This window comes from Yoonia sp. 67-2 (assembly GCF_035117555.1).
In the GTDB taxonomy this organism is placed as follows: Bacteria; Pseudomonadota; Alphaproteobacteria; order Rhodobacterales; family Rhodobacteraceae; genus Yoonia.
Genome location: NZ_JAYKPK010000004.1, coordinates 141,012 through 166,351 on the forward strand (window position 1 = coordinate 141,012; position 25,340 = coordinate 166,351).

Here is a 25,340-nt window from a genome sequence, read left to right on the forward strand (position 1 = left end):
CGTGATATCACGCACCCTACGATAGTCGCACACGCGAATGTCACTGGTCTGTCCGGTGTCACGACTTATCCTTTCGTTTAAAAATAAGGATATGCCATGACATTTTTCCACCGCCGGAGTGTTTTGCTAGGGGCTGCCGCAAGCCTCGCCACGCCCTTGATCGCGCAATCGGACCCTTGGGCCGGTGTCGCTGACCGCGCCCGGTCTTTGGATCAATGCCATGCGCTGGTGATCCGGCAATCGGGGGCAGAGGTCGTATCGCAGGCCTTTCGCGGCCCAGCACTTGGCCGCGCGGTGCCGGTGAAATCCGTATCCAAGACGATTGTCGCGGCTTTGACGGGGGCGGCCATCGACCGGGGTGAATTGCCCTCGGTGCAGGCGACCTTGGGCGAGGTGGCGCCGCGGTTGATCCCGTCTGGCGCTGATCCGCGTGTGGCGGGGATCACGATTGAGAACCTCGTGACCATGCAGACCGGGTTGGAACGCACATCAGGTGGCAATTACGGCGGCTGGGTCAGCAGCGGCAATTGGGTCGCCAATGCGCTGGGGAGGCCCTTTGTGGCGGAACCGGGCGGGCCGATGCTCTATTCCACGGGATCGTTCCATGTGTTGGGTGCGGTCTTGACCGAAGTGTCTGGGCAAAGCTTGCTGGAGCTTGCCCGCGCCCGTCTGGGCCAGCCTTTGGGGATCGAGATCCCCGCATGGACCCGCGATCCGCAGGGATTTTATCTGGGCGGTAATGAAATGGCGCTGACGCTGGATGGCATGGCGCGCTTTGGCGAGATGTACCGGCAGGGTGGCCAGTTCAATGGCGTGCAGGTGCTGAGCGCTGATTGGGTGGCGCAGTCGTTTGCGACGCGCACACGGTCGCAATTTTCCGGGCTCAGCTATGGCTATGGCTGGTTTCTGGGGCAGGCGGACGGGGTCGGCTATGCCTTGGCGCGGGGCTATGGCGGGCAGGTGATCTGCACGGTGCCAGAGCTGGAGATGACGCTGGCGCTGACGTCGAACCCGAATTTGCCGGCACGGTCGGGTGGGCATTTCGGCGATATCATGCGGTTGATCGAAGGTGACGTGATCCCGGTGGCGCGCAGCCGGATGGGGTAAGGCGGGGCGAGCCCCGCCCTACGGATCGGCGATGGGTAGGATGGGTGATTTCACCCATCCCGACCCGCGTCAGATGCTGGTGCAGATGTATTTCAGTTCCATGTAATCATCGATCCCATGCGATGAGCCTTCACGGCCCAGACCGGATTGCTTGATCCCACCAAAGGGCGCCACTTCGGTCGAGATGATGCCGGTATTCACGCCGACAATGCCATATTCCAAGGCTTCGGCGACTTTGGTGACGCGGGACAGATCCTTGGCGTAGAAATAGGACGCCAGACCGAAGATCGTGTCATTGGCCTGAAAGATCACGTCATCTTCATCTTCAAACATGAAGAGCGGCGCGAAGGGGCCGAAGGTTTCATCCGTGCTGACCAGCATGTCCTTGGTCGCATGGGTGACGATTGTGGGTTCAAAGAACTGCCCGCCCAGATCATGCGGTTTGCCGCCTGTCAGGACCTTGCCGCCCTTGGCCAAGGCATCGTCGAGATGTTCCTGTACTTTCTTGACCGCAGCCGGTTCGATCAGCGGGCCAAGCGTGGTGCCATCGGCCAGGCCATCACCGACACGGAGCTTTTCAACGGCGGTCTTCAGCTTGGCGGAAAACGCGTCATAGACGCCTTTTTGCACATAAATCCGGTTGGCGCAGACGCAGGTCTGGCCGTTGTTGCGGAATTTGCAGGCGATGGCACCTTCCACGGCGGCATCGAGATCAGCATCATCAAACACGATGAAAGGCGCATTGCCGCCCAGTTCCATCGAACATTTCATCACCTGATCGGCGGCCTGTTTCAGCAAGATACGCCCGACTTCGGTGGACCCGGTAAAGGTCAGTTTGCGCACGATGGGGTTTTCGCAGAATTCCTTGCCGATGTCCGAGGCTGAGGTCGAGGTCACGACCGAGAACAGGCCCTTTGGCACGCCCGCCTCTTCCGCCAGTTTCGCCATGGCCAGCGCTGACAAAGGTGTCAGCGAGGCAGGCCGCACGACAAAGGCGCAACCGGCGGCCAAGGCAGGCGCGACCTTGCGCGCAATCATCGCATTGGGGAAATTCCACGGCGTGATGCCTGCGGCAACGCCGATGGGCTGTTTGATCACGGTGATACGTTTATCGGCCATATGGCCGGGGATGGTCTGGCCATAGACGCGTTTCGCCTCTTCCCCGAACCATTCCACGAAGGACGCGCCATAGGCGACTTCGCCGCGCGCCTCGGCCAAGGGTTTGCCCTGTTCGGCGGTCATGATGATGGCGAGGTCTTCCTGATGCGCCATCATCAGGTCGAACCATTTGCGCAGAACTTTGGAGCGTTCTTTGGCAGGAAGCGCGGCCCAGGGTTTCTGCGCCTTCTGCGCCGCATCAATCGCCTGCGCGACTTCGGCGCGGGAAAGGTCCGGGATCTGCGCGATCACATCGCCGCGCGCGGGATTGGTCACGTCGAAGGTTTTGCCGCTTTTGGCCTGCACCCAAGTGCCACCGACAAAGGCCGCGTCACACAGCAGATCAGGACGGTCCAGCATGGATTTGAGGTTGGTGGTTTCATCAAGCATGGTAGTCTCCTTTGACTTTGGCACAATGTGGCCTCTCATAGGGGCAAAGGTAAAGGGGGTCTGACCGATGGAGCTGGATGATGCTTATGCGAATGCGGCTTATATCCCGGGTGGCGCGGATTATCCTGACCGTTGGGCCGCGCAGGCGGCGGCGTTTCGCGCGGGCGCAAGATGCGAGATTGATCTGGCTTATGGCGAAAGCCCGCGGCAGCGGTTCGATCTGTTTCACCCCAACCGTCTGGCCAAAGGTGTCGTGATTTTCGTCCATGGCGGCTATTGGCTGCGGTTTGACAAATCATTCTGGTCGCATCTGGCGGCGGGACCTTTGGCGCAGGGCTGGGCGGTGGTGATGCCGTCCTATGATCTGTGCCCGGATGTCGGGATCGCGCAGATCGGCGATCAGATCGCGCAGGCGATGCAGGTGATCGCTGACCGTGTGCCGGGACCGGTGAGGTTGGTCGGGCATTCGGCGGGCGGGCAATTGGTGGCGCGGATGACTGCGCCGCGTCCGGGCGCGCGCTGGCAGGACAGGTTGGCGCGGGTGGTGGCGATTTCGCCCGTGGCGGATCTCGCGCCCTTGATGCAAACCTCAATGAACACGGACCTGGCGATCACGCCGGATGTGGTGGACAGCGAAAGCCCGGTGCATCTGCCGGTGCCACATGTGCCGGTGACAATCTGGGTCGGGGGCGCGGAACGGCCGGTGTTTATCGAACAGGCAGGACTGCTGGCACAGGCGTGGGATGCGCCGCTGGTCACGGTGCCAGAGCGGCATCATTTTGATGTGATCGACGGTTTGGCACTGCCTGACAGCGACCTGACCCGCGCGGTTCTGGCGTAACGGGTTCACATTCCTGCGGAATATGAATGCCTCCGGCGGGGATATTTGGGCTCGGACGATGCGGGATTTTTGATCTTTCCTCTTGGCGTTGCAATTAGTATACAAGGGCCAAGTTCCCCGACAATGCGAACCCGGCCCCAGCGGTCAGCCCCTGCAAGGGCACGGGTGTGGCTTGTCTGTCAGATCAGGAGAGCACGATGACTGAGAAACCGATTATGGCCAAGGCGACCGCCGTCTGGCTTTGCGACAACACCACGCTGACCTTCAAACAGATCGCCGAATTTTGCGGCTTTCACGAATTGGAAGTGCAGGGCATCGCCGATGGTGATGTGGCTGTCGGTGTCAAAGGCTTTGACCCCGTTGCCAATAACCAGCTGACGCAGGATGAGATCACCAAAGGTGAGGCTGATCCAGCCTATAAGCTGAAGCTGAAATTCTATGCCGCAGCGACCGGCGAGGAAAAGCGCCGCGGTCCGCGCTATACGCCTTTGTCCAAGCGGCAGGACCGGCCAGCCTCGATCTATTGGCTGGTGAAGTTCCATCCGGAATTGTCCGATGCCCAGATTTCGAAACTGGTCGGCACGACCAAGCCCACCATTCTGGCGATCCGCGAGCGGACGCATTGGAACATCAACAATCTGGACCCGATTGATCCGGTTGCGCTGGGCCTGTGCAAGCAATCCGAACTGGATGCCGCTGTGCAAAAAGCCAATGCCAAGAAAGCCCGCGAAGGCGGCGCGATGAGCGATGATGAACGTCGCAAGCTGGTCAGCACCGAACAATCTTTGGGTATGGCGCCTGAACCCAAGATGCCGTCGGCGATGGCCGGGCTGGAAACCTTCAGCCTCAGCGATCCGCGCGACGAGGAAGAGGAAGAAGACAAGCGTGACGTTTCTGACGCGGACAGCTTTTTCAACCTGCCCGATGATGACGACGATGATGAGGATGATCGCCGCTGAGACGGCTTTTGGCGGAATGACAAACGCGTGTCCTGTGGGGCGCGCGTTTTGCATTGATATCAGACGCTTGCCGGGCGGTTACGGGCCGGGCTGGGAGACGCCGGCAACCGCAGGATCGTGGGGTGACAAGGCATGCCATGCGATATATCCGCCGGTGCCCAGGATGATCCCGAAGGCGAGCCAGATGAAGATATTGCGCCAATCATGATTTTCGTGCTCGGGTTGTGTCTGCCGCGAGAGCGCCTTGTGACCGGACTGCCGTCTTTTCTGTTCGATACGTCGCAGACGTTCTGCGAATTCTTTCGAACTTTTGTTGTCTGGCATGCAGTAATCCCGGATTTTTTAGGAATTATACGCGTTACCGGAAACAATTTGCATGATTCTGTGGCAAAATCAAGTTTACGGGATTTTCTTCACAATGCCTTGCGCGCATTCAATGCTGCAGTAATCGTGCCGTCGTCGAGATAATCAAGCTCGCCTCCCACGGGAACGCCTTGCGCGAGCGATGTGACCATCACGCCGGGCAATTGATCGGCGATATAATGCGCCGTGGTCAGACCGTCGATTGTGGCACCCAGCGCGATGATGACTTCGGTGATGCTTTCCGCGGCGATCCGGTCCAGTAATTTGGGGATGCGCAATTCATCTGGACCCACCGCATCAAGTGCGGAGAGCGTGCCGCCCAGCACATGATAGCGCCCTTTGAACACGCCGGAGCGTTCCATCGCCCAGAGGTCGGCGACATCCTCGACCACCGCGATCTGGCCGGTGGCGCGTTTTTCCGACAGGCAGATATCGCAGATATCCGCCGTGCAGATATTGCCGCAATTGAGACATTCGCGGACTGTCGCACCCACCTTATGCAGCACATCCGCCAAGGGCAGCAGCACGAGGCTGCGTTTCTTGATCATATGCAGCACCGCGCGGCGGGCCGAACGTGGCCCCAGCCCCGGCAGTTTCGCCATCATCGCGATCAGGTGGTCGAGGTCTTCGGTGCCGTTGGACATGCTGGTCTTTGCGGTTGGGGCCAAAAGAACTTTTATGCCTCCGGCGGGGATATGTAGTTGAATTCGCGCTTTGCGCGATTTCAACGGCTCTGACGATGGTCAGAAAGGTAGTTTCATACCCGGTGGCAGGCCCAGACCTTCGGCCATCTTGCTCATTTCTTCCTGCGCCCGCTCGGTCGCTTTGGATTGCGCATCCTTAATCGCGGCGAGGATCAAATCTTCGACGACTTCCTTGTCTTCGCCGTTGAAGATGGATGGATCAATGTCGAGGCTTTTCAGCTCGCCCTTGGCGGTCGCGGTCGCCTTGACCAGTCCGGCGCCGCTGACGCCTTCAACCAATACGTTCTCAAGCTCTTCCTGCATCTGGGCCATCTTGCCCTGCATGTCCTGTGCCTGTTTCATCATCTTGGCCATATCGCCAAGTCCGCCTAAGCCTTTGAGCATTGCTGTCTCCTGATCTGGTTTCATCTGAAATAGGGCGTTGCGGGCCGTCCCGCAACCGGGTCAGTCGTCTTCGAACGGGTCCCATTCATCTTCGACCTCGGGCAGGGCGTCTTCGCTGGCGTCCTGTGCCTTGCTGGCGGCGGTGCGGATATCGGTGATGCGGGCCTTGGGAAAGGCATTGATCACGGCCTGCACCAAAGGATGCGCATTGGCCTGATCGCGCAGGGCGGTTTCGGCTGCGTCGCGGGTTTGTGCGATCGTTGGCGCGCCGCCTTCGCTGACCACGGAAATCGTCCAGCGATTGCCGGTCCAGAGTTGCAGCCGCGCGCCCAAGCGACCGATCAGGTCACTGGCGGTATTTGGGGCGAGTGTCACCTCGATCCGGCCGGGCTGATAGGCGACCAGTTGCAACCCGGTTTCGACCTCGACCAGCAGTTTCACATCGCGGTTGCGACGGATGAGTTCGACCACATCCTCGAACCGCGCGTAATGCTGCAAGGCATCAGGGGCGAGCGCGGTTGCGGTCTGCGCACCGCTGGATGACACAATGCTGCGTGCCGTTGGTCCATTGCTTGACGGGGTCGGGGCCGTGCGTGCCGGGCCGGGCGGCGGCGGTGTCGCGTCTTTCAGCTTGCGCACCAAATCATCGGGGCTGGGCAGGTCAGCGACATGGGTCAGCCGGATCACCGCCATTTCGGCGGCCATCATGGCGTTGGGGGCCATGGCGACCTCTTCCAATGCTTTGAGCAGCATCTGCCACATCCGCGACAGCACGCGCATCGGCAGACCATCCGCCATCGCCTGACCACGGGCGCGTTCATCGGGGCTGATCGTGGGGTCATTGGCGGCGTCAGGCGTGATTTTCACCACGCTGACCCAATGGCAGACCTCGGCCAGATCACGCAGCACCGCCATCGGGTCCGCACCATCGGCATATTGGCCTGACAGTTCGGTCAGCGCATCTGCCGCACGGCCATGCAGGATCATGTCAAAGAGGTCCAGCACGCGGCCCCGGTCCGCCAGCCCCAGCATGGCGCGGACCTGTTCGGCGCTGGTTTCCCCCGCGCCATGGCTGATCGCCTGATCGAGCAGGGATTGCGCATCGCGCGCAGACCCTTCCGCCGCACGGGTGATCAGGGCCAGCGCGTCATCGCTGATCTCTGCCCCTTCCGCATTTGCGATCTTGCGCAGCAGGGCGATCTGCACCTCGGGTTCGATCCGGCGCAGGTCGAACCGCTGGCAGCGTGACAGGACCGTCACCGGGACTTGCCGGATTTCGGTCGTCGCAAAGATGAATTTCACATGCTCGGGCGGTTCTTCCAGCGTCTTCAAAAGCGCATTGAAGGCGTTTTTCGACAGCATATGCACTTCGTCGATGATGTAGATTTTATAGCGGGCTGATGCCGCGCGGTAATGCACCGAATCAATGATCTCGCGGATGTCGCCGACACCCGTCCGCGACGCGGCATCCATTTCCATCACATCGACATGGCGGCCTTCCATGATCGCCACGCAATGCTCGCACACCCCACAAGGGTCGGTAGTCGGTCCGCCTGTGCCATCCGGACCGATGCAATTCATCCCCTTGGCGATGATCCGCGCGGTAGTGGTTTTCCCCGTCCCACGGATGCCTGTCATCATAAAGGCCTGTGCGATCCGGTCGGCGGCAAAGGCGTTACGCAGGGTGCGCACCATCGCATCCTGCCCGACCAGATCGGCAAAGGTTTCAGGCCGGTATTTCCGGGCGAGCACTTGATAGCGGATTTCGTCGGTCATGGCGGCCTTTGGCGGGATTCGGATGATAGTGCAGCCTAGGCTCCTGCGCGGCAGAGGTCTACCACGGGGATTGCACCCCGTGTCGCCACAGGGCAGTCTGCGCGCAAATCAAGGAGCCTTGCCATGTCTGATTATGAGATTTTCGCCCTTCCCGCCGCTGGTGGCACTTTGGCGCTATCGCCGGTGCCGCGTGGGGCAGCGATGCAGGATCTGCTGGACTGGCAGCCTGATCTTGTTGTCTCCATGACCTCGCAGGCCGAGATGGAGGATCTGGGCGCTGGTGATCTGGGGCAGGTTCTGCGCGACGCCGGGATAGATTGGCACCATCTGCCGGTTGTCGATTATGGCACGCCCGATTCTGATGATATCCGCGCGATCGAAGACGCGGCTGTCGCCGTTCTGCGCGGGGGTGGCAAGGTGCTGACCCATTGCAAAGGCGGTTGTGGCCGGGCCGGGATGATGGCGCTGCGGCTGATGATCGCTGCGGGCGAGGAAAGCGATGCTGCCCTGACCCGGTTGCGACAAGTACGCGCCTGCGCGGTCGAGACCGAGGCGCAATTGGCCTGGGCCAAGGGTTAGATCCCGCCGCCAGCCATCATTCTTAGGACTTGATCCGCGGTTTCTTGCCGCCCTTGCCGGTGCGGCCCTGCTTGCGGACCTTGTCGCGGGCAAGGGCGATGGCCTCGGTCGCTTGGGTGTTCTCTGTTGTCAGTTTCTTGAACCGTGCGAGCCTGTCAGGGTCGATCTGTCCCGCCGTCACGGCTTTTTGCACCATGCAGCCCGGTTCCCCCTCATGCGCGCAATTGCGGAATTTGCACTGGCTGGCCAGTTCCGAGATTTCCGGGAAGGTCGCGTCGATGCCGAACCCGACTTCGGCCAGACCCAGCCCGCGCATCCCGGGCGTGTCGATCAGCCAGCCACCGGCCAGCATCCGGTGCAGGGATCGCCCCGTCGTCGTATGCCGCCCGCGCGCATCATCTTCGCGGATGTCACGGGTTGCGGCATTGCCGCCGGTCAGCGCATTGGCGATGGTGGTTTTGCCGACACCTGATGTGCCCGCCAGCGCGACGGTCTGGCCCGGTCCGCAATAAGGCGCGAAATGCGCTGCCACATCGGGCCCTTTGGCATTGACGACCAGCACGTCCAGATCGCGGCCCAAGGCGCGGGCCTGTTCGGCAAAGCTGGCCGGATCATCGGCCTGATCCGCCTTGGTCAGCACGATCACCGGGGTGATGCCCGCATCATGCGCCAATGCCAGATAGCGTTCCAGCCGGGCCGGATTGAAATCGGCATTGCAGGAGGTGGTGATGAACAACGTGTCCAGATTGGCCGCGATCAATTGCTTGTCGCCAGTGTGATATTCTGTGCCGCGCGACAATTCTGTCTGGCGGTCCAGAACGCGGATCAGCCGGAATTGCGCAGGCGCGCAAAGCACCCAATCACCCACGGCAACGGCAGCGGTGGTGATGCCCGGATCGAGCGTCAGTTCCAGCGGCCCGGTTTCGGTCAGGCCGACGACACGGTCGCGGTGCACATTGGCGATACGGGCGGGGATCAGCGCGGCATCATCGGGCGCAAGTTGCGATAGCTGAAAACCCTGCCAGCCCAGTTCAGCCAGCGGGATCTGGCCTTTTGCCAGATCGGTTCCGACAGCGGCGATCAGAGAAACGTAACCGGAAGGGCAGTCATTCTGTCCTCCCTTTCATGACCGGAGGGTGGGTGAGAGGTTGGACAACGACCCAAGTGGGGCTCGTTATGGCTGCTTCCTTCCGGACCTGACCAGGTTGGCGAGGCACTCGCCCGCGCCAACCTCTCGGAAGTGTAGTTAAGGCGGATGCCGGATGAGTGCAAGGTCTTGGGGCGGAATCCCGATGTGATTAAATCGATCATTGATGGGGGCTGGGCGCCGCTTGACGGTGACAAGGCGAAAAGCGGGATCTGTCGTGCTCAAACATGGCCTGCATAAAATCGCCATCATCGACCGCTATCGCGGCCCCATGCGAATCAGATCGCAATGTGGCTGTCTGATCGTCCTGGTAACCATATGGCAGCATTTCCATGACAAGGTCTGTCACACGGCGCGGGCCGGTTTTGCCGCGCCGCTCAGCCCGAATGCAATCAGAGGTGGAAATTGAGTGCCGCATACACCCAAGTGTCGGAAAAAATTGAACTTTACCCCGTGGCGTGGCATTTCGACGTCATGATGTTCTCGGAAACTGTTACTTTTGGTGGGTCCGCCTTGGACCGGGCTGCGGCGCTGCGTGCCGATCCGGCGGCGGCTATGGCCTTGCCCGGTGCGCAAACCGTGCTGTTGTGGCGCGGCAAGCCGATGGTGATGGATGATGCTTTGATCCGGGTCCCACTGGATCATCCGGTCATGGCCGATACTTCGCCTGATCTGATCTTGCTGGGACGCGACGACACTGGCCCTGTCTTTGCCGCCGATCTGTCCGGCTGGACGCCGCCGGATCTGGATATCACGCATCTGGATACTTTTCTGGACCCGTCCGAACAAAAACATCCCGCAATGCCCAAGGCCGCCAGTTTCGCTGAGTTGCGCGCGATCATGACGCGGCTGACATCGCGCGATGCCGAATTGGCCGCGACCGCCAAGGCGGTGATCGGCTGGCACGATTCGCACCGGTTCTGCGCCAGATGCGGCACGCAAAGCGTGGCGGCCATGGCGGGCTGGCAGCGCAATTGCCCGGCCTGTGGCGCGCATCACTTTCCGCGCACCGATCCGGTGGTGATCATGCTGATCACCCATGGCAATAATGTGCTGGTCGGTCGTTCCCCCGGCTGGCCCGAAGGGATGTATTCGCTGCTGGCCGGTTTTGTCGAACCCGGTGAAACGATCGAGGCTGCGGTGCGTCGTGAAGTCTGGGAAGAGGCGGGCATAGCAGTGGGCGATGTCCGTTATCTGGCCAGCCAGCCGTGGCCGTTTCCGGCATCCTTGATGTTTGGCTGTGCGGGCGATGCGCTGGGCGTGGATCTGACCATCGATCAGACCGAGATTGAAGATGCGCGCTGGGTCAGCCGTGAAGATATGGCTTTGTCATTTGCCGGGCTGCATCCCGGCATCAAGCCCGCGCGCAAAGGTGCCATCGCGCATTTTTTGATCGAAAACTGGCTGGCTGACCGCAATGGCAGGGGCGTGGCATGAAACTGAGCACGCACGAAGATATCGCCGCTCCGATTGCGCATGTCTTCGCACAGGCCAGCGATTTTGAAAGTTTTGAACGCCGTGTCATGCGCGCGGGGGCGACCGTCGCGCGGCGGCAGTCGGGGCCGATCGGCGTCGGGTCAGTCTGGGATGTCAATGCGATGTTTCGTGGCCGGATGCGGCATTTCATCTGCACGCTGACGGCTTGTGATGCACCCGACAGTTATGTTGTCACGACTGAGACTGACGGGCTGGTTTTTGTGACGCAGCTTACCCTTGTCGCGCTGTCGCCCAAACAGACACGCGCCTGCGTGGTAATCGAGATTTCGGCACGCAAGCTATCGGCCCGGCTGGTGCTGCAATCGCTGAAACTGGTCAGGACACGGCTGTCCGACCAGTTGCGATCGCGCATCCGGGGGCACGCTCAGGGCATTGCAGAGGCTTATCGTCAGGCGGGTTAACTCGGATTTGTCTCATGGCGACGGGCGGCGGCGGGAAACACGCCCATGATCAGCAGATGGTCAGTGAAATAACCCAATTCCTCCAGCGCGCGCTGGACATTGGCGTCATCGGGATGCCCTTCGATCTCGGCATAGAATTGTGTGGCGGTAAAAACGCCGCCGACCATATAGCTTTCCAGCTTGGTCATGTTGATGCCATTGGTCGCAAAACCGCCCATCGCCTTGTACAGGGCGGCGGGAATGTTGCGGACCCGGAACACGAAACTGGTGACCATGCCATGATCGCCGCGCCGTGATGCATCCATCTCGCGCGCCATGATCAGGAATCGCGTGGTGTTGCGGTCATGGTCTTCGATATGGCGCGCCAGCACCTGCAGGCCATAGATTTCCGCCGCGAGTTCCGAGGCAAGGGCGGCGACATGCAGATCATCGCCTTCGGCAACTTCACGCGCGGCGCGGGCATTGTCGCTGCTGGTGCGGCCTTTGATGCCATGCGCGCGCAGAAAGCCTGCGCATTGCGGCAGGATCACCGGATGGCCTGTGGCAATCGTGATATCTGACAATTGCGCAGCCTTTTTGCCCAAAAGGTTCACATGCACCCGCACAAAGGTTTCATCGACGATATGCAGCCCGCTTTCGGGCAGCAGGGCATGGACATCGGCAACCCTGCCATAGGTGGAGTTTTCAACCGCGATCATGCCCAGATCGGCGGCACCGCTGCGCACCGCGTCAATCGCATCTTCAAACGTGGCACAGGGCAGGGGCTGGTGGTCGGGGCGGGCGCTGGCGCAGGCTTCATGACCGTAGGCGCCAAGCTCTCCTTGGAAAGCGATTTTTGGTGACAAAATTGTATTCTCCGGACGGCAGCGACAAAAATGGGCACTTGGTCGCGCCACTATACCTTGCAACGGCGGGGGGGAACCAGATAGATAACCCCAAACCTTGAACTGGATGGACCGCGACATGTTCGACACAATGACCGTTACAAAAGCCGTTGGTGCGCTCTGCGCGACTTTGCTTGTTTATCTGCTGGGGGCGTGGCTAGCGTCGTCGATTTATTTCGGCGGTGGCCATGGTGATGCTGAACAGGCCTATGCGATTGCAGTGGAAAGCGCGGAAGAGGCCGAAGGCGAAGCTGGTGAAGAGGTTGATTTCGCGGAAGTCATGGCCTCTGCCTCTGCCGCGGATGGTGAGGCATTGTGGCGCAATTGCCGGTCCTGCCATGCGCTGGAATCGGGAGTGCATGGTACTGGCCCGGCGCTTTATGGTGTCGTGGGTCGGCAAGTCCAGTTTTATGACGATTTCGCCTATTCCGGTGCCTTGATCGAGGTGAACGATGTCTGGGACCCTGAATCGCTGAACGCCTTTCTGGAGAACCCCCGCGGTTACGCACCGGGCACGTCGATGGGCTATAACGGGATGCGCAGCGTCACGGATCGTGCCAATCTGATCGCCTATCTGGACTCCATCGACGATTGATCGGCTATTTCACTGCATCAAGGGCCGCCCGTCAGGGGCGGCCTTTTTTATAGGCAATTGCACGGATCATCGCCCGATCACGCATTCGCAACTTGAACATTTGCCTTTGAGGGAATTAGCTTCAGTTTACATTTCAGTAACGCGGAGATTTCTATGCCACAGCATCCCAAGGTCCACGCTACAGCCCAGACGCAGACCCGCGCCGCCGGGTGGCGGACCTGTTGGGTCGCTGGTTCGCTTGTTGGGATCGCCGCCATCTTCGCCGCCGCGCAGGTCGATGCTCAGGATGACGTGATCGTCTCGCATGGCTTCAACGAATATGGCGATCTGAAATATCCCGCCGATTTTGCACATCTGGACTACGTGAACCCCGAGGCGCCCAAGGGTGGCGAGATCAGCGTCTCTGCCGATGGCTCGTTCGACAGCATGAACCCTTTTGCCACTTTGTCCGGCACACCGGGGGCGCTTTCGTCGATCATGTATGAACGGATGATGGATATGAGCGCAGATGAGGTCGGGTCCTATTACTGTCTGCTTTGCACCACGTTGGAATATCCCGCTGATCAGTCATGGGTGATCTTCAATCTGCGCGATGACGTCACCTTTTCCGATGGCACGCCGATGACGGCGGAAGATGTGGTCTTCACCCATGGCATCATGCGCGAACAGGCGACACCGTCATTCCGCGCGGGCATCACCCAGCTTGTGACGGGTTGGGAAGCCTTGGACGATTACACCGTCAAATTCACCTTCAATCCGGACTCCCCGCGCCGTGGCCGGGTCAGCCAGATGGCCAATGCCATTGTGATGTCCAAGGCATGGTTCGAGGAAACCGGCGCGCGGATGGACGAAAGCAGCTTGCAGACATCCCCCGGCACCGGACCCTATATGGTTGGCAATGTCGATCCGGGCCGTCAGATCATTTATCAGCGTAACCCTGATTACTGGGGGCAGGACGTGCCATTGATGGTTGGCCGGTCCAATTTCGACTCGATCCGTGTTGAATATTTCGCCGACAGTTCCGCCGCGTTCGAGGCGTTCAAGGCCGGTGAATTCACCTTCCGGCAGGAAACCTCATCGATCAACTGGGCGACATCATACGATTTTCCTGCGATCCGCAATGGTTGGGTCGTGCAGGACACGCTTGAGGATGGCACACCACCCGCCTCCACTGGCTTTGTCTTCAACCTGCGGCGCGAGAAGTTTCAGGACCGCAATGTCCGGATGGCGCTCGGGCTGATGTTCAATTTCGAATGGACCAATGAAAACCTGCAATATGGGCTGTTCCGGCAACGCACCAGTTTCTGGGAAAATGACCGCCTGCGCGCCACTGGCCTGCCGCAGGGGCGGGAATTGGAACTGCTCGAAACCGTGCGCGATCAATTGCCGGAAGAGATTTTTACCCAAGACGCCTTTCTGCCTCATACCAGCGGTGACCGTCCACTGGACCGCAGTAATCTGCGCCGCGCGCTTGATCTGATGGCGCAGGCCGGGTTCACCCCCGGTGCTGATGGTCTGCTGCGCGATGCCGATGGCAATACGCTGGATATCGAATTTCTGGAAACCCGGCAGTCCTTTGACAGGGTGATCACGCCCTATATCGAAAACCTGCAAAGGCTGGGGGTAAATGCCACCTATACCCGCGTCGATCCGTCGCAATATCAGGCGCGCACCCAGTCCAATGATTTCGACATGCTTTTTGGTGTCTATAGTGCCGGTTTACAAGAAGGCACCGGGCTCACTCAACGCTATGGCTGTGAAGACCGTGATGATGTGTTCAACCCTGCCGGCTATTGTTCTGCCGCAGTCGATGCTCTGGCTGAATTCGTGATCAACGCCAGCGATTATGACGAGATGGCCGCCGCTGTCGCCGCCATCGACCGGGTGATGCGCTATGATTATTACGTCGTGCCGACATGGTATCTGGGCCAGAACTGGGTCGCCTATTTCGATATGTTCGACTATCCCGAAAACCTGCCGGAATTTGGCCTCGGCCATCTGGATTACTGGTGGTTCAATCAGGACAAATACGATGCCCTGATCGCCGCCGGCGCATTGCGGTAAACATGGGCGCTTATATCTTCCGACGGTTGCTGCTGGTGATCCCGACCCTGATCGGGATCATGATCATCAACTTTGCACTGGTGCAATTCGTGCCGGGCGGCCCGATTGAACAGATCCTCGCCAATCTCGAAGGGCGCGGCGATGTGTTCCAAAGCTTCGCTGGCGGCGGCGGTGATGCCGATTTCGGCGGCGAAAGCAGTGACTATGTCGGCGCGCGCGGCCTGCCGCCGGAATTCATCGCCCAGTTGGAACGTGAATTCGGTTTCGACAAACCACCGGTCGAGCGGTTTTTCACCATGATGTGGAATTACATGCGGCTGGATTTCGGCGACAGCTATTTCCGCTCGATCAGCGTGTTCGATCTGGTGCTGGAAAAGATGCCGGTGTCGATCACGCTGGGCCTGTGGTCCACGCTGATCGCCTATCTGATCTCGATCCCTTTGGGCATCAAGAAAGCGGTCCGCGATGGCACCCCGTTTGATACCTGGACATCGGGTGCCATCATCATCGGCTACGCAATCCCCGGTTTTCTCTTCGCGATCCTGCTGATCGTGCTGTTCGCAGGCGGGTCCTATTTCCGCATCTTCCCGTTGCGTGGCCTCACCTCATCGAATTTCGCGGATCTGTCGCTGATCGGCAAAATCCTCGATTATCTTTGGCACATCACCCTGCCGGTGCTGGCATCCACGATTTCGGCCTTTGCCACGCTGACCTTGCTGACCAAGAACAGCTTTCTCGACGAGATCAAGAAACAATATGTCATCACCGCCAAGGCCAAAGGGCTATCCGAATCCCGCGTGCTTTACGGCCATGTCTTCCGCAATGCGATGCTGATCGTGATTTCGGGCTTTCCGGCACTGTTCATCGGCGTGTTCTTTGGCGGGTCGCTGATCATCGAAACCCTGTTCTCGCTCGACGGGCTCGGGCGCTTGGGGTTCGAGGCGGCAGTGGCCCGCGACTATCCGGTCGTCTTCGGCACGCTCTTCGCCTTTTCGCTGATCGGGCTGGTGGTCGGCATCCTGACCGATATCACCTATGTGCTGATCGATCCGCGCATTGATTTTGAGGCACGGAACTGATGCGCCTGTCCCCCCTGAACCAACGCCGCTGGCGCAATTTCAAACGCAACCGGCGGGCGGTATGGTCGTTGATCATCTTTTCCGTACTATTCGGCCTGTCGCTGGTCGCGGAACTGATCGCCAACGACAAACCGATCCTCGTCAGTTATCAGGGCGAATTGCGCATGCCGATCGCGCAATTCTATTCGGAACAGGATTATGGCGGCGATTTCCCGACCGAGGCCCGCTATCAAGACGCCGAAGTGCAATGCCTGATCCGCACCGGCGGGATGGAAGATTGTTTCTACGAACCTGAAGCGATGATCGCGTCCGTCCAAGCGGGCGAGGATCTGGGTGAGGAGTTTCAGCGCGGATGGATGATCTGGCCGGTGATCCCCTATTCTTATAACACAATCGTCGATGTGCCGGGCGTGGCGCCTGCGGCACCATCCGCCACCAATTGGCTCGGCACCGATGACACCAAGCGCGATGTCACCGCGCGGGTGATCTATGGCTTCCGGCTGTCGATTGTTTTTGCGCTGCTGGTCACTGTATCGGCTTCGGTCATTGGGATCACGGCAGGGGCGGTGCAAGGCTATTTCGGTGGTTGGACCGACCTGACATTCCAGCGTTTCATCGAAATCTGGACCGGCACACCGTCGCTTTACGTGATCATCATCGTCTTCGCGATCTTGGGGCGAAGTTTCTGGCTGCTTGTTTTCCTCACAGTTCTCTTTGGCTGGCCCGCGCTGGTTGGCGTGGTCCGCGCGGAATTCCTGCGCGCGCGCAATCTGGAATATGTCCGCGCGGCCAAGGCGCTTGGCGTGCCCGACCGCACGATCATGTTCCGCCACATGCTGCCCAATGCGATGGTGGCGACCGTGACGATGCTGCCGTTTCTTGTCACCGGGGCCATCGGCACGTTGGCGTCGCTGGATTTTCTGGGCTTCGGTCTGCCATCCTCGGCCCCGTCCCTGGGCGAACTCACGCTGCAAGCCAAACAGAACCTGCAGGCCCCATGGCTTGGCTTTACCGCCTTCTTTACCTTCGCGATTATGTTGTCGCTGCTGGTCTTCATCTTTGAAGGCATCCGCGACGCCTTTGACCCGCGCAAGACTTTTGTCGCCGACGGGTCGGTGGCGGTTGTCGCACCGCAAGACATGATCACCGCCCAAAAGGCCGCCTTGAAATGACCCAACCCATTCTTGAAGTGCGCGACCTGCGTGTCGCCTTCCGGCAGGATGGGGCCACGACCCATGCGGTGCGCGGTGTGTCCTTCCATGTCGGGCGCGGCGAAACCGTCGCGATTGTCGGCGAAAGCGGCTCAGGCAAATCGGTGACGGCGCTCTCCACTGTGCAATTGCTGGGCGACAGCGCGGTGATGTCGGGGTCAATCACCTACAACGGCGTAGAGATGGTTGGCGCAAAAGAACCCGCCTTGCGCAAGGTACGCGGCAACGATATCAGTTTCATCTTTCAGGAACCGATGACATCGCTGAACCCGCTGCATACGCTGGAAAAGCAACTCGCTGAAAGTATCGAATTGCATCAGGGCCTGCGCGGGCCAGCCGTGCGGGCGCGGATTATCGAGCTGTTGACCCGCGTCGGTATCCGCGATCCCGAAAGCCGCCTTGGCGCTTATCCGCATCAGTTGTCCGGTGGGCAACGGCAACGGGTGATGATTGCGATGGCGCTGGCGAACGGGCCGGACCTTCTGATCGCGGATGAACCGACCACCGCACTGGACGTGACCATTCAGGCGCAGATCCTCGACCTGCTCGCCGATCTGAAAACACGCGATCAGATGTCGATGTTGTTTATCACCCATGACCTGACCATCGTGCGCAAGATCGCCGACCGCGTCTGCGTGATGAAGAACGGCGAGATCGTGGAGGAGGGGCCAACAGCCGATCTTTTCGCCAATCCGCAGCATCCTTACACCCAGACCCTGCTTGCCGCCGAATCGACCGGCGTGCCGGTGCCGGTGCCTGCGGATGCTCCGGTGGTGCTGGAAACCGAAGGTGCAAAAATATGGTTCCCGATCCATGCGGGTCTGCTCAAACGCACCGTCGGCCATATCAAGGCCGTGAACAGCGCGAGCCTGACCCTGCGCGCGGGCGAAACGCTGGGCGTTGTCGGCGAAAGCGGCTCAGGCAAAACCACGCTGGCACTCGCCGTGATGCGGCTGATCCGGTCCGAAGGGCGGATCGCCTTCAACGGTCAGGACATCCATCAGTTCAGCCAACGCCAGATGCGGCCATTGCGCAGCGAGATGCAGATCGTATTTCAGGACCCTTACGGCTCACTCAGCCCGCGCATGACGGTGGAACAGATCATCAGTGAAGGTCTGGGCGTGCATGGCGTCGACCCCGGACGCAACCGGCGCGATATGGTGGCTGAAATCATGGCCGAGGTCGGCCTCGACCCTGCGATGATGGACCGCTATCCGCATGAATTCTCTGGTGGGCAACGGCAACGGATTGCCATCGCGCGGGCAATGATCCTGCGCCCGAAACTCTTGGTGCTGGATGAGCCGACCTCGGCGCTGGATATGACGGTGCAGGTGCAAATCGTGCATCTGCTCCGCGAACTTCAGCAAAAACACCGGTTGGCCTATCTTTTCATCAGCCACGATCTGAAGGTCGTGCGCGCCTTGTCACATAAGGTGATGGTGATGAAACAAGGCGACGTGGTTGAGGCTGGCACTGCCGATACGATCTTTGACGCGCCCAAAGACCCCTATACACGCCAATTGATGGCCGCCGCCTTCGAAGGGCGCGCCATTTCGGCCTGATCCCAGCTTCTTATTTCTGCAAATACTCCCGCCGGAGGCCAGAAAGTCTTTGCCTCAGACACCGATGTTCGAAATCAGAAAGTAACCCGGGTCTTGACCCGGGTTACCCTTCCGCGCCGATCATGAAACAAGTCGTGCCGCGCGCCTGCAACCGGCGACAGGCCAGATCGGCCCCTTCGCGGGTCAGCCCCATGAAATTGGCGTCAAACCCACCGGATCGTTGCACGACGCGGCGCAAGGACCCGTCCAGCGCGCTCATCTCGTTCAGTGCGACCTGCAAGAGCACCCGTTCCGCGTCAAAGCGGCTGTTGTAGCGGCCCACGTTTACGCCCCAATGCCGCCCACCGGATGTGGAAATCCGTGTCACCACCTCAGGTTCTGCAGGATCAAAACTTTCGACCTGTGGGGCCGGGGCAGGGGCTGCAACAGCAGCGGCCGCAACCTGCATTTCCGCTGCTGGTTCTGGGCGTGCTTGTGGTGTCACGACAGGCGGCGCCGCGGCGACTTGCACGGGCGCAGGGTCAGGCGCTTGCGGTTCCGGGGCCACCGCCGCAGCAACTGCACCATTGATCGTTTCGGCGAGGATCGCGTCGATGATATCCTGATCGACGACAAGGGCTGCGACATCAACCGCAGGTTCTGCCGCTGCCGCGCCGGGACGGCCCACGGGGCGGTAGCTGCGGGTGACCAGACCATTGACGCGGATCGTGCGACCTGCCGAGCCACGCACGGCATCCGCCGCCGCGACGCTCTGGTTCGCTGCTGGTGCTTCGGCCATCGCAGGTGGGGTCGGGCGGTTCACATTGGCGCGCGATGGCGCGGTGCGGAACCCCAGATCCATCAATTCCGTTACACGGGCATTGCGCGCCGCCTGCGAGACGCCGCCAAAGACCGTTGCGATGATCCGTTGATCGCCGCGCTGCGCCGAGGCCACCAGCGTAAAGCCTGCCGCATTGGTAAAGCCGGTCTTGATCCCGTCGCCGCCGGGATAGGAATCAAGCCAGCGGCGGTTGGTATGCTGCACCGTGGCCATGCCTGCATCGGCGGACCGGCGCGAAAACAAATTGTAATATTGTGGGAAGTCATAGATCACATGGCGCCCAAGAACGGACATATCGCGTGCTGTCGACAAATGGCCCGATTGGGTCAGGCCATGCGCATTGCGGAAGGTGGTATTGGTCATGCCCATCGCGGCTGCGGTGCGGTTCATCCGTTCGGCAAACGCTTCTTCCGAACCGGAAATCGCGATGCCAATCGCGGTCGCAGCATCATTGGTGGACCTGACAGCAGAGGCGCGGATGAGATAGCGCAGGCGGATCTTCTGACCCACCCGCAGCCCCAGTTTCGAAGGCGGCTCATTGGCAGCCGCTGCCGTAACGGTGACTTCGGTATCCAGCGTGATCTCGCCCCGCTCGATCGCTTGAAACGCAACGTAAAGCGTCATCATCTTGGTCAGCGACGCCGGATGCAGGCGGGTATCCGCATTTTCCGCATGCAGCACCTCGCCCGTGCGCGCATCCATGACCAAAGCCGCATAGGGTGCCGCGACCCCGCGGATCGGCGCCAACACTAGAATGAAAATCAAAACGCAAAGATATAGCCCGAATTGGGCCGCCTGTCCCGGACGACGTGCCATGTCGTGTGCCTCTTGCTGCCTCTGACCCCGGATTTTTCCGGTGGTCTTATTATTATCCGAAAACGCTAACACAAGTTTCGTTTCGCGAAAATACCTTAAATTCAAAGACTTTCCCATTGTTGCTCAGGCGTCCGTCGAACATCTGGTAGCGCGGCGCAGTCAAGCCGCAAGATAGGCGATGGGCGGCTTTTCTCTTTCTGCAATGATGGCCTTTTTTCTTGTCAGGCTTAGGTTATATGTAGGCGCGAAGAGGACAGGCTTTTGATGCACAGACCGTTTCACATGATGGCAGATAAAAAGGACAGCGACGACGGCAACCTTGGCGTGGCGCTGGAGACCAAGCCAAAGACCAAGCGCCCGCCGATGTACAAGGTGCTGATCCTGAATGATGATTTTACCCCGATGGAATTCGTCGTGCATGTGCTGGAACGGTTCTTTGGCCTGTCACATGCGCAGGCGTTCGAGCTGATGCTGACTGTTCATAAAAAAGGCGTTGCTGTTGTCGGCGTCTTCAGCCATGAAATTGCTGAAACCAAGGTGGCGCAAGTGATGGATTTCGCGCAACGCCATCAGCACCCGCTGCAATGCACAATGGAGAAAGAATAGCGCTCCGGCCCTGTTCGCAACACCATGTCCCAATCCCGTCTCACCACCGCCATTCAGGATGGTCTCATTGTCCTGCCCGCAGGCATGGTCACGCTCATGCGCCCACCTGCGACCTATGATGTGTCCGAACTGCCGTCCGAAAATGTGCATATCATGCATGGCTACTACCCCGATGTCGCTGATTGGCGCGCTGCTGGCTATGACGTCAGTCAGGACATGACGGCCTGCACCACCGCCATCGTCGTGCTGCCGCGCGCCAAGGCCCTGGCCCAGGCATTGATCACGGAGGCTTGTGCCAAGGCCGATCTGGTCATCGTCGACGGCCAGCGCACCGATGGTGTCGACAGCCTGTTCAAATCCTGCCGGGCGCGGCTGGGCGATCTGCCCAGCGTGACCAAGGCGCATGGCCGGATGTTCTGGTTCCCGGCAAGCGATGCTTTTGCCGATTGGGCCGCTGGCCCACCCGAAAAAGGCGCGCATGGGTTATACACCGCCGCCGGCGTGTTTTCCGATGGCGCGGTGGATGCGGGGTCCGCCTTGCTGGCCGCCGCCCTGCCACCCAAATTGCCCAAAAGGATGGCTGATCTGGGTGCCGGCTGGGGCTATCTGGCGCAGGCCGTACTGACCCGCGACAGCGTTGTCTCGCTCGATCTGATCGAGGCTGAGGCCCAATCGCTGGCTTGCGCGCGGCTGAACGTGACCGACCCGCGCGCCGTGTTCCATTGGGCCGATGCGCTGCAATTTTCGGCCAAACCTGCCTATGACGGCATCGTCATGAACCCGCCGTTTCACACTGGCCGCGCGGCAGATGCCGGGTTGGGCCGCGCCTTCATTGCGGCGGCAGCCCGCCTGCTGACGCCCGGTGGCAAGCTTTGGATGGTGGCAAACCGCCATTTGCCTTATGAAACCACGATGGCCGAGCATTTCCGCAACGTCGATATCATCGGCGGCAATGGCGCCTTCAAGGTATTTCACGCGACCAAACCGATCCGCTGACCACAGCACGGAGCAAACAAATGTCCTTTTCCATCAGCGGCAAGACCGCCATCGTGACCGGGGCCGCCAATGGCGTCGGCCTCGCGATTGCGCGGCATTTCGTGGAAGTCGGCGCCAATGTCGTCTTTGCCGATATGGATGAAAAAGCCCTGCGCCAGCAGATGGGCGAAGAGGCTGACAAAACCCCCGCGATCCGGCTTTTTGCCGGTGATCTGCGCCAGAAACTGACGATCACCAATCTTCTTGCCGCGACGATTGATGCGTTTGAAAGGGTGGATATCCTCGTCAATGCCTCGCGTCAGGTGCTGACGACCGATGCGCTGGACCCTGATGACACCACGATGGATGAATTGCTGCAACAAAACACCCTGACCGCGATGCGCGTCAGTCAGGCGGTGGCGCGGCGGATGATCAAACAGGCGGGCAAGACCAAAGGCGCGGCAGGCTCCATCGTGAACATCAGTTCCATCGCCGCGCGGCGCACGCACCCGGATCTTTTGGCCTATTCCGTCAGCTGTGCCGCGCTGGACCAGATGACACGGTCGATGGCGGTGGCGCTGGCCCCGCATGGCATTCGTGTCAATGCCGTGGCCTTTGGCAGCGTGATGAGCGCGAGTTTGAAAGGATCGCTGAAAGACCACGACCAGATGCGCGATGCGATTGTCGAAAACACGCCACTGCACCGGATCGCAAGCCCCGGTGAAGTCTCTGACGCGGTGCAATATCTGGCCTCTGATGCCGCAGGCTTTGTCACCGGGCAGATCGTCACCGTCGATGGCGGCCGGACGCTGATTGATCCTGCCGCCGTGTCGGCACATTAATTATTCCGGGTGGATCGCGATACATTGCAGCACGGTCTGGTCAGAGGCTGCGCGCTGCTGTTGCTGGCGTTGCAGCAGCGAATTCATCTTGGCCTGTTCGACATTGAGATCAATCGCCACCGGGCGGGTGGTGGTAAAGCTTTCCGTTTCATCACAGCGATAGCGGAAGGTTGTCCCATCGCTGTTCTGGCCCCGGCAGGTCTTGCGGATCGTGCGGACCTGCTGTTGTTCGTCCAGCGCATAACCGCGCGCCAGATTGGCCTGGGTTTCGCTCACCAGATTGTTCAGGACGCGCAGATCGCGGGTCGCCTGACTGATACATTGTTCGCGCGGCGTGGCGCAGGCGGCAAGCGCCAGCAGGGGCAGAATGATCAGGGCAGGGCGCATCGTCTTCTCCGGTTTTGATCTGGCACATCGGGTTCTGTGCTTTATGTTATGGAACATTAACACGAACGGTTATGCAATATCAGGGGCAAGACGCAGTCATGGCAGAAGAATTCGCGGCAGAAAAAGCCACAGCATCGGCATGGTTCCGCACATTGCGCGATCAGATCGTCACCGCCTTTGAAGGGCTGGAAGACAGCGATGCCAGCGACGCACAGCCCGGGCGATTCGAGGTGACAGAGACAACACGCCACGCCGATGACGGATCAGACGCCGGTGGCGGGCTGATGTCGGTGATGCGCGGGGGCCGGGTATTTGAAAAGGTCGGCGTGAATATCTCCACCGTTTATGGCCAATTGGGCGATGCCGCCCAACGCGCGATGGCTGCGCGCGGCGTGCCGGGGATGGCGGATGATCCGCGCTTCTGGGCGGCGGGGATTTCGCTGGTGGCGCATATGCAGAACCCGCATGCGCCAGCGGTCCATATGAACACGCGCATGTTCTGGACCCCGCATGCCTGGTGGTTCGGCGGCGGGTCAGACCTGAACCCCTGCATCGAATATGCCGAGGATACAGCGCATTTCCACGCCACGCAAAAGGCGCATCTCGACCCGCATGGCGCAGATCATTACCCCAAGCTAAAGGCCTGGGCCGATGAATATTTCTACATCCCGCACCGCAACCGCGCGCGTGGCGTCGGCGGGATCTTCATGGATGATTATTGCACCGGCGACTGGCAGGCCGATTTCACCCTGACACAGGATATCGGCAAAGCCTTCCTGCCCGCCTATCTCCCGTTGGTCGAAAAGCGCCGCAACACGCCTTGGGATGAGGCCGACAAGGACATCCAGCTGATCCACCGCGGGCTTTATGCCGAGTACAACCTTGTCTACGACCGGGGCACCAAATTCGGCCTGACCACCGGCCATGACGCGAATGCCGTGCTGATGAGCCTGCCACCTTTGGCCAAATGGGTCTGAAAAGCGGCGGTGCTAATTATGCACCGCCCTTCATCATCGTCCGAGTATAAATATCCCCGCCGGAGGCTTCGGCGGAGCCGAACAAGGGGCTCCGCCCCTTACCCCGGAGTATTTTTCGAAAAAAGAAGAGGGGGCGCCGGGATCAGGCGCCCCGCAATGTATCGATCATCAATTGTACATTGGCCGGGTCCGCATCGGGTGTGATCCCATGGCCAAGGTTGAAGATATGCGCCCCGCCCGACAAAGCGTCGCGGATGCGGCGCGTCTCGTCGATCAGCCCTTGCCCACCAGTGACCATATGGGATGACTTCATATTGCCCTGCACGCAGCCGTCAGGCTGCACGTGTTTGGCGACCCATGCGGCATCGACCCCGTCATCGACCGCGATGCAATCAGCGCCCGTCGCCGCATGGGTGCCGATATATTTCGTGCCTGCGCCACGCGGAAAGGCGATGACCGGGATACCGGGGTGCTTTTCCTTCAAAGCCGCGGTGATCCGTTGCATCGGTTTGATTGAAAATTCCGTGAAATCATCGCCTTGCAGCGATCCGGCCCAGCTGTCGAACAGCTTCACACATTCCGCACCGGCCTCGATCTGTTTTGACAGATAGGCGATCGTGCCTTCGGTGATCCGGTGCATGATGCCTTCGAACACAGGGCGGTTAGCCGCTTTCAGCGCGTGCGCTGGACCTTGGTCCGGCGTCCCTTGGCCCGCGATCATATAGGTCGCCACCGTCCACGGCGCGCCAGCGAAACCGATCAGCGTTGTTTCCTTGGGCAATTCCTCGGACAGGATTTTCACCGTCTCATAGATCGGGTTCAGCGTGTCATGGATGTCTTCAACCGGTTTCAGCCGCCCCAACTCCTCTGCCGTGGTAATCGTGGACAGGCGTGGCCCTTCGCCGGTCACAAACCACAGGTCAGCGCCAAGCGCCTGCGGTAGCAGCAGGATATCGGCAAAGAGAATCGCCGCGTCGAAATCATAGCGCCGCAGCGGCTGCAGCGTCACTTCGGCGGCCAGTTCGGGATTGTAGCACAGCTTCAGAAAATCCCCCGCCTGCGCCCGTGTTGCGCGATACTCGGGCAGATAGCGCCCGGCCTGCCGCATCATCCAGATCGGTGGAGTAGGGAGTGTTTCGCCCGCAAGGGCCCGAAGGATCGTCTTTTGCTGCGCCATATTCTGTCCTTTTTGATCCCGCCTGTGGTCCCAATTGCA

General features: G+C 60.0%; 25 protein-coding genes and 1 other RNA gene. 15 read left to right on the forward strand and 11 right to left on the reverse strand.

Annotated features, from left to right (window positions below; translation table 11 throughout):
* Positions 1-96: 96 nt before the first annotated feature.
* A complete protein-coding gene (locus VOY09_RS08250; protein WP_322893985.1) occupies positions 97-1,107 on the forward strand; it encodes a serine hydrolase in 1,011 nt (336 codons plus the stop codon).
* A gap of 69 nt (positions 1,108-1,176) precedes the next feature.
* Here VOY09_RS08250 and VOY09_RS08255 read toward each other — a convergent pair whose 3' ends face one another.
* On the reverse strand, positions 1,177-2,655 hold the full coding sequence (locus tag VOY09_RS08255; protein ID WP_322893984.1) for an NAD-dependent succinate-semialdehyde dehydrogenase: 1,479 nt from the start codon (positions 2,653-2,655) through the stop codon (positions 1,177-1,179).
* Positions 2,656-2,722: 67 nt separating this feature from the next.
* Here VOY09_RS08255 and VOY09_RS08260 point away from each other — a divergent pair, with 67 nt between their 5' ends.
* Positions 2,723-3,496, forward strand: a complete 774-nt coding sequence (locus VOY09_RS08260) for an alpha/beta hydrolase (RefSeq protein ID WP_322893983.1) — start codon at positions 2,723-2,725, stop codon at positions 3,494-3,496.
* Positions 3,497-3,693: 197 nt separating this feature from the next.
* Entirely contained in the window at positions 3,694-4,455 is a 762-nt protein-coding gene (locus tag VOY09_RS08265) for a DUF1013 domain-containing protein (protein ID WP_322893981.1), read from the forward strand.
* Between the two features lie 78 nt (positions 4,456-4,533).
* Here VOY09_RS08265 and VOY09_RS08270 read toward each other — a convergent pair whose 3' ends face one another.
* From VOY09_RS08270 to VOY09_RS08285, 4 genes are all read right to left on the reverse strand, one after another.
* On the reverse strand, positions 4,534-4,779 hold the full coding sequence (locus VOY09_RS08270) for a hypothetical protein (RefSeq protein WP_322893980.1): 246 nt from the start codon (positions 4,777-4,779) through the stop codon (positions 4,534-4,536).
* A gap of 89 nt (positions 4,780-4,868) precedes the next feature.
* Positions 4,869-5,462, reverse strand: a complete 594-nt coding sequence (gene recR, locus VOY09_RS08275; protein WP_322893979.1) for a recombination mediator RecR — start codon at positions 5,460-5,462, stop codon at positions 4,869-4,871.
* A gap of 99 nt (positions 5,463-5,561) precedes the next feature.
* Entirely contained in the window at positions 5,562-5,906 is a 345-nt protein-coding gene (locus VOY09_RS08280; RefSeq protein ID WP_322893978.1) for a YbaB/EbfC family nucleoid-associated protein, read from the reverse strand.
* A 60-nt stretch (positions 5,907-5,966) separates the two neighbouring features.
* A complete protein-coding gene (locus VOY09_RS08285) occupies positions 5,967-7,682 on the reverse strand; it encodes a DNA polymerase III subunit gamma/tau (RefSeq protein ID WP_322893977.1) in 1,716 nt (571 codons plus the stop codon).
* A 123-nt stretch (positions 7,683-7,805) separates the two neighbouring features.
* Here VOY09_RS08285 and VOY09_RS08290 point away from each other — a divergent pair, with 123 nt between their 5' ends.
* The gene (locus tag VOY09_RS08290) at positions 7,806-8,261 is read left to right on the forward strand and encodes a protein phosphatase (protein WP_322893976.1); all 456 of its coding nucleotides are present in this window, start codon (positions 7,806-7,808) and stop codon (positions 8,259-8,261) included.
* Between the two features lie 22 nt (positions 8,262-8,283).
* On the opposite strand, the gene rsgA is transcribed toward VOY09_RS08290, so the two are convergent.
* Together rsgA and ffs are read right to left on the reverse strand one after the other, a co-directional pair.
* Positions 8,284-9,306 (reverse strand): ribosome small subunit-dependent GTPase A, encoded by a 1,023-nt coding sequence (rsgA, locus tag VOY09_RS08295; protein WP_416236742.1) that lies wholly within the window; start codon positions 9,304-9,306, stop codon positions 8,284-8,286.
* A 93-nt stretch (positions 9,307-9,399) separates the two neighbouring features.
* Positions 9,400-9,498: signal recognition particle sRNA small type (gene ffs / locus VOY09_RS08300), an RNA gene on the reverse strand.
* Positions 9,499-9,882: 384 nt separating this feature from the next.
* Between ffs and nudC the strand changes: the two genes are divergently transcribed.
* Positions 9,883-10,845, forward strand: a complete 963-nt coding sequence (nudC, locus tag VOY09_RS08305) for an NAD(+) diphosphatase (RefSeq protein ID WP_322894144.1) — start codon at positions 9,883-9,885, stop codon at positions 10,843-10,845.
* The gene (locus tag VOY09_RS08310) at positions 10,842-11,306 is read left to right on the forward strand and encodes an SRPBCC family protein (protein ID WP_322893974.1); all 465 of its coding nucleotides are present in this window, start codon (positions 10,842-10,844) and stop codon (positions 11,304-11,306) included. Before nudC ends, VOY09_RS08310 begins: the two co-directional genes overlap by 4 nt.
* Here the strand turns inward: VOY09_RS08310 and VOY09_RS08315 are convergent.
* Complete coding sequence (locus VOY09_RS08315; RefSeq protein ID WP_322893973.1) at positions 11,303-12,151, reverse strand: prephenate dehydratase; 849 nt, start codon at positions 12,149-12,151, stop codon at positions 11,303-11,305. The genes VOY09_RS08310 and VOY09_RS08315 overlap by 4 nt on opposite strands.
* A gap of 118 nt (positions 12,152-12,269) precedes the next feature.
* On the opposite strand from VOY09_RS08315, the gene VOY09_RS08320 reads away from it, so the two are divergent.
* The 5 genes from VOY09_RS08320 (at position 12,270) to VOY09_RS08340 (ending at position 18,701) form a co-directional block, all read left to right on the forward strand.
* A complete protein-coding gene (locus VOY09_RS08320) occupies positions 12,270-12,785 on the forward strand; it encodes a c-type cytochrome (RefSeq protein ID WP_322893972.1) in 516 nt (171 codons plus the stop codon).
* Positions 12,786-12,938: 153 nt separating this feature from the next.
* The gene (locus VOY09_RS08325) at positions 12,939-14,849 is read left to right on the forward strand and encodes an extracellular solute-binding protein (RefSeq protein ID WP_322893971.1); all 1,911 of its coding nucleotides are present in this window, start codon (positions 12,939-12,941) and stop codon (positions 14,847-14,849) included.
* A 2-nt stretch (positions 14,850-14,851) separates the two neighbouring features.
* Complete coding sequence (locus VOY09_RS08330; RefSeq protein WP_322893970.1) at positions 14,852-15,928, forward strand: microcin C ABC transporter permease YejB; 1,077 nt, start codon at positions 14,852-14,854, stop codon at positions 15,926-15,928.
* A complete protein-coding gene (locus tag VOY09_RS08335; RefSeq protein WP_322893969.1) occupies positions 15,928-17,100 on the forward strand; it encodes an ABC transporter permease in 1,173 nt (390 codons plus the stop codon). Before VOY09_RS08330 ends, VOY09_RS08335 begins: the two co-directional genes overlap by 1 nt.
* Positions 17,097-18,701, forward strand: coding sequence for an ABC transporter ATP-binding protein (locus VOY09_RS08340; protein WP_322893968.1), 1,605 nt, complete (start codon positions 17,097-17,099; stop codon positions 18,699-18,701). The genes VOY09_RS08335 and VOY09_RS08340 overlap by 4 nt, the downstream gene beginning before the upstream one ends.
* A 103-nt stretch (positions 18,702-18,804) precedes the next feature.
* On the opposite strand, the gene VOY09_RS08345 is transcribed toward VOY09_RS08340, so the two are convergent.
* Positions 18,805-20,337 (reverse strand): D-alanyl-D-alanine carboxypeptidase family protein, encoded by a 1,533-nt coding sequence (locus VOY09_RS08345; RefSeq protein WP_322893967.1) that lies wholly within the window; start codon positions 20,335-20,337, stop codon positions 18,805-18,807.
* 264 nt (positions 20,338-20,601) lie between these two features.
* Here VOY09_RS08345 and clpS point away from each other — a divergent pair, with 264 nt between their 5' ends.
* The 3 genes from clpS to VOY09_RS08360 are packed head-to-tail and all read left to right on the forward strand — an operon-like array spanning position 20,602 to position 22,760.
* A complete protein-coding gene (gene clpS / locus VOY09_RS08350; protein ID WP_416236740.1) occupies positions 20,602-20,943 on the forward strand; it encodes an ATP-dependent Clp protease adapter ClpS in 342 nt (113 codons plus the stop codon).
* Positions 20,944-20,967: 24 nt separating this feature from the next.
* The gene (locus tag VOY09_RS08355) at positions 20,968-21,939 is read left to right on the forward strand and encodes a class I SAM-dependent methyltransferase (RefSeq protein WP_322893965.1); all 972 of its coding nucleotides are present in this window, start codon (positions 20,968-20,970) and stop codon (positions 21,937-21,939) included.
* A gap of 20 nt (positions 21,940-21,959) precedes the next feature.
* Complete coding sequence (locus VOY09_RS08360) at positions 21,960-22,760, forward strand: SDR family NAD(P)-dependent oxidoreductase (RefSeq protein ID WP_322893964.1); 801 nt, start codon at positions 21,960-21,962, stop codon at positions 22,758-22,760.
* Here VOY09_RS08360 and VOY09_RS08365 read toward each other — a convergent pair whose 3' ends face one another.
* Positions 22,761-23,147, reverse strand: a complete 387-nt coding sequence (locus VOY09_RS08365; protein WP_322893963.1) for a hypothetical protein — start codon at positions 23,145-23,147, stop codon at positions 22,761-22,763.
* A gap of 98 nt (positions 23,148-23,245) precedes the next feature.
* Here VOY09_RS08365 and hemF point away from each other — a divergent pair, with 98 nt between their 5' ends.
* A complete protein-coding gene (hemF, locus tag VOY09_RS08370) occupies positions 23,246-24,124 on the forward strand; it encodes an oxygen-dependent coproporphyrinogen oxidase (protein WP_322893962.1) in 879 nt (292 codons plus the stop codon).
* A gap of 142 nt (positions 24,125-24,266) precedes the next feature.
* Here hemF and hemE read toward each other — a convergent pair whose 3' ends face one another.
* Entirely contained in the window at positions 24,267-25,301 is a 1,035-nt protein-coding gene (gene hemE / locus VOY09_RS08375; RefSeq protein ID WP_322893961.1) for a uroporphyrinogen decarboxylase, read from the reverse strand.
* Between the last annotated feature and the right edge of the window lie 39 nt (positions 25,302-25,340).

Excerpts from the sequence above, each read along its gene's own strand:
- VOY09_RS08250 (WP_322893985.1), top strand. The coding sequence starts at position 97 with ATGACATTTTTCCACCGCCGGAGTGTTTTGCTAGGGGCTGCCGCAAGC.
- VOY09_RS08255 (WP_322893984.1), bottom strand. The coding sequence starts at position 2,655 with ATGCTTGATGAAACCACCAACCTCAAATCCATGCTGGACCGTCCTGAT.
- VOY09_RS08260 (WP_322893983.1), top strand. The coding sequence starts at position 2,723 with ATGGAGCTGGATGATGCTTATGCGAATGCGGCTTATATCCCGGGTGGC.
- VOY09_RS08265 (WP_322893981.1), top strand. The coding sequence starts at position 3,694 with ATGACTGAGAAACCGATTATGGCCAAGGCGACCGCCGTCTGGCTTTGC.
- VOY09_RS08270 (WP_322893980.1), bottom strand. The coding sequence starts at position 4,779 with ATGCCAGACAACAAAAGTTCGAAAGAATTCGCAGAACGTCTGCGACGT.
- recR (WP_322893979.1), bottom strand. The coding sequence starts at position 5,462 with ATGTCCAACGGCACCGAAGACCTCGACCACCTGATCGCGATGATGGCG.
- VOY09_RS08280 (WP_322893978.1), bottom strand. The coding sequence starts at position 5,906 with ATGCTCAAAGGCTTAGGCGGACTTGGCGATATGGCCAAGATGATGAAA.
- VOY09_RS08285 (WP_322893977.1), bottom strand. The coding sequence starts at position 7,682 with ATGACCGACGAAATCCGCTATCAAGTGCTCGCCCGGAAATACCGGCCT.
- VOY09_RS08290 (WP_322893976.1), top strand. The coding sequence starts at position 7,806 with ATGTCTGATTATGAGATTTTCGCCCTTCCCGCCGCTGGTGGCACTTTG.
- nudC (WP_322894144.1), top strand. The coding sequence starts at position 9,883 with ATGATGTTCTCGGAAACTGTTACTTTTGGTGGGTCCGCCTTGGACCGG.
- VOY09_RS08310 (WP_322893974.1), top strand. The coding sequence starts at position 10,842 with ATGAAACTGAGCACGCACGAAGATATCGCCGCTCCGATTGCGCATGTC.
- VOY09_RS08320 (WP_322893972.1), top strand. The coding sequence starts at position 12,270 with ATGTTCGACACAATGACCGTTACAAAAGCCGTTGGTGCGCTCTGCGCG.
- VOY09_RS08325 (WP_322893971.1), top strand. The coding sequence starts at position 12,939 with ATGCCACAGCATCCCAAGGTCCACGCTACAGCCCAGACGCAGACCCGC.
- VOY09_RS08330 (WP_322893970.1), top strand. The coding sequence starts at position 14,852 with ATGGGCGCTTATATCTTCCGACGGTTGCTGCTGGTGATCCCGACCCTG.
- VOY09_RS08335 (WP_322893969.1), top strand. The coding sequence starts at position 15,928 with ATGCGCCTGTCCCCCCTGAACCAACGCCGCTGGCGCAATTTCAAACGC.
- VOY09_RS08340 (WP_322893968.1), top strand. The coding sequence starts at position 17,097 with ATGACCCAACCCATTCTTGAAGTGCGCGACCTGCGTGTCGCCTTCCGG.
- VOY09_RS08345 (WP_322893967.1), bottom strand. The coding sequence starts at position 20,337 with ATGGCACGTCGTCCGGGACAGGCGGCCCAATTCGGGCTATATCTTTGC.
- clpS (WP_416236740.1), top strand. The coding sequence starts at position 20,602 with ATGCACAGACCGTTTCACATGATGGCAGATAAAAAGGACAGCGACGAC.
- VOY09_RS08355 (WP_322893965.1), top strand. The coding sequence starts at position 20,968 with ATGTCCCAATCCCGTCTCACCACCGCCATTCAGGATGGTCTCATTGTC.
- VOY09_RS08360 (WP_322893964.1), top strand. The coding sequence starts at position 21,960 with ATGTCCTTTTCCATCAGCGGCAAGACCGCCATCGTGACCGGGGCCGCC.
- VOY09_RS08365 (WP_322893963.1), bottom strand. The coding sequence starts at position 23,147 with ATGCGCCCTGCCCTGATCATTCTGCCCCTGCTGGCGCTTGCCGCCTGC.
- hemF (WP_322893962.1), top strand. The coding sequence starts at position 23,246 with ATGGCAGAAGAATTCGCGGCAGAAAAAGCCACAGCATCGGCATGGTTC.
- hemE (WP_322893961.1), bottom strand. The coding sequence starts at position 25,301 with ATGGCGCAGCAAAAGACGATCCTTCGGGCCCTTGCGGGCGAAACACTC.